2 protein-coding genes are annotated in these 2,733 nt (G+C 36.6%); both read left to right on the forward strand.

Annotation, left to right across the window (positions count from 1 at the left end; translation table 11 throughout):
• On the forward strand, positions 1-2,262 hold a 2,262-nt coding region (locus tag KKC91_09145; protein ID MBU0478717.1), incomplete at its 5' end, for an ATP-binding protein.
• Between the two features lie 63 nt (positions 2,263-2,325).
• Positions 2,326-2,733 (forward strand): hypothetical protein (locus KKC91_09150; GenBank protein MBU0478718.1); only part of this gene is annotated, 408 nt, incomplete at its 3' end.

Raw genomic sequence — 2,733 nt, forward strand, 5'->3', positions numbered from 1 at the left:
CTAAGTTTGACTATGAGTGTAGCTTCTAATTATATGCTGAGGTTATTGAGGTTATCAGCGACAGTAGGCAATATAGAGAGGGCTGTTGGTCTTGAGGAGTTTATAGATAATACAGTAGGGGTATTTTTGAGGGATTTCGGGGAACACATAGATATAGAGACAGATTTTGATGAAGGAGAGTTGGAAGATTTAGAATTACCACATGGACTTACATTTATAGTTTCATACTTATTGGAGAATGCACTTGAGCAATACCAGTTACAATATGGGAGAGATTTTAGAGGAAAGATATATTTTAAGATTAACAGAGAAGAGAAGATACTTGAGGTATCAGTAATAGATGAAGCAGGCGGAATACCTGAAGATATATTACCGAAGATATTTGATAGGACATTTACGACAAAACCGCATGGTACAGGCCATGGCTTATTCTGGGCGAAGGAGCTTATAGGTATGTTTGATGGAGATATTACAGCGCGTAATGAGGAACAAGGCGCATGTTTTAGAGTGACACTGCCTATAGGCTGGCAAGAGATTACAGAAGAGAAGAGGCGAGTGCCGGATACTCTAGTGGAAAGGGTGTTTCATATACTGAGAGAAAGAAGAATAGCTGAAGCAGATGAACTTGCAGAGCCTATTGCGAGAGAGATATATACCTATAGCTCGAGGATTGCTGAGATTACAAGGACACGAGAGAGCATTTCTTACGATCCTTATCATGAGACTGATGCTAAATTTATAAGGTACAAGATCGAAGATATGCTTAATTATTATTTTCAAGCTACATGTACGGGTGGCCCTGAACATTTTAAAGCTATTGTATTTGAGAGGGGAGTAACACAGGAAGATATAGAGAACCTATTGCTATCTTTATTAGTATTAGATAGAGTTGAGACAAAGGAAGATGTTGCGTTTAGATATCTGCTGGAGAGACAGGCGGTTATGATTGAGTATACTTCAGAAAGACATGAGCAGATTTTATTGCGTTCAAAAGAAAATCTTTTAAGAGAAAAAGAAGATATTACACTGGAAGGAAGAAGAGAATATCAGAGACTTTTGAGACAGATTGGGTATTCAATACATAAACTGGGTGGAACGATCGGATTTATGCGAGTTACATTTCAATTGTTGGAGACTACTGAAATTCCTGAGCAGAAAAGAGAACAACTTTTAAGCTTATATGATGATCAGGAAGTTCCACACGATATATATGATATGATACATCTATATACAGCTTCATTAGAAGGGTTGACAGGATTTGAAGATGATATTTTGATAGTGGAAAGGGTAGATGGATGGCAGGGGGCAGTTTCTGATTTGGTAAGGGCATTTAGAAATCTAAAGCAGCGCTTAGATCAAGAATTACAAGGGATCGAACTCGCAGACGTAGATAAAAGGAGAATGGAGAGAATGAAAAGAGTAGTTGATGAAGCCCAGATTTTGTTACATCTTTTAAACAGAGAAAAAGTTGAAGATAAAGAAATTATAGATATTACATCTCGCCTTGATGATGAATATTCTATTCTTTCTGAACTTCCTCAACGGTTCCATCTTACTGTTGTGCCTGGTACTAGATTATGGCTAAAGATGTTTCTTCTGGATAATATAATGTTGAATATCTTTCGATGTAAGACTAAAGGAGAGGATCTTTATGTGACAGTAAGCGAGGAAAATGGCCATACTGTTTTTAATATGAGATATAAAGGACAGGTTAATCCAGAAACGATGTTTGAACCTAAAAGGCAAGGTGAACCGTGGTATCGCGGCCCTCTTGTCTTGGATTTAATTGATGCAGGAGATGGCGATATTACAGCAGAAAATGTAGGTGAAAATGTTGAGATAACTGTAAGATTTCTGTTACCAAATGAAGACGCCTCTCGTCCTGTTAAAATGGAGGATATTCAAGTTCTCTCCGGAAAGAATATAATAGATAACAATAAAGAATTAGGAAGTCAGTGGTTGCCGACGACAGGTATACTTGCAAATAAGCAAATAGCAGTGGTGGCCAGGGATGTAGAAGAGTACGAAGAGCTTAAATATCTCCAGGATTATGAGGATCGTGTTCATGTACAAGTAGTAAATGTAGGCCCAGAAGATGTAACACGCCTTAAATTAGAACCATACCAAATACTTACATTAGAACCCCGCGAGGCCAGTGCTTTATTAAACGAAGTTATTCTTTATGGCTTAAATGGCATACAGTTAGATGTGATGAAAGAGGTAGATGAAAGTACGCAAGAAACTATATGGACCAATGTATAATATAAGGTTTGTGGAAACATTTTCCCGTAGACAAATTATCCGTTGGATGTCAAAATATATCTAATGGATAAAAGACCTCTTGCTGTAATTTCTGTTTTCTTCATATTAGGTATAGTTTTAGCTAGATTCTTTCCTGATTCAATTAAATTTCCTCATATATTTATAATTACTTTAATCTTCATTTTGTCCTCTTTTATATTTTCTAAGAGGCAGAAAATCTCTAATATTTTATTATTTTTGTCTATTATCTTTTTTGCAGTTCTTTTGTACCAAAATTCCACTATTTTTCCAAAGAATCACATAAGCCACTTTTTAGGAGAAGAAAAATTAAAGACCGGTATAGTAGGCATTGTAAAAAGTCCTGCCCTGACGCGGAAGCCGTATTATGGAAAGATTAATTCAACTTATATATTCGAGCTGGAGGCCATAAAGGATAATGGCCAGTGGTGGAAGGTGCAAGGTTTAAGTCAG

The organism is bacterium (assembly GCA_018812485.1).
Classification (GTDB): Bacteria; JAHJDO01; JAHJDO01; order JAHJDO01; family JAHJDO01; genus JAHJDO01.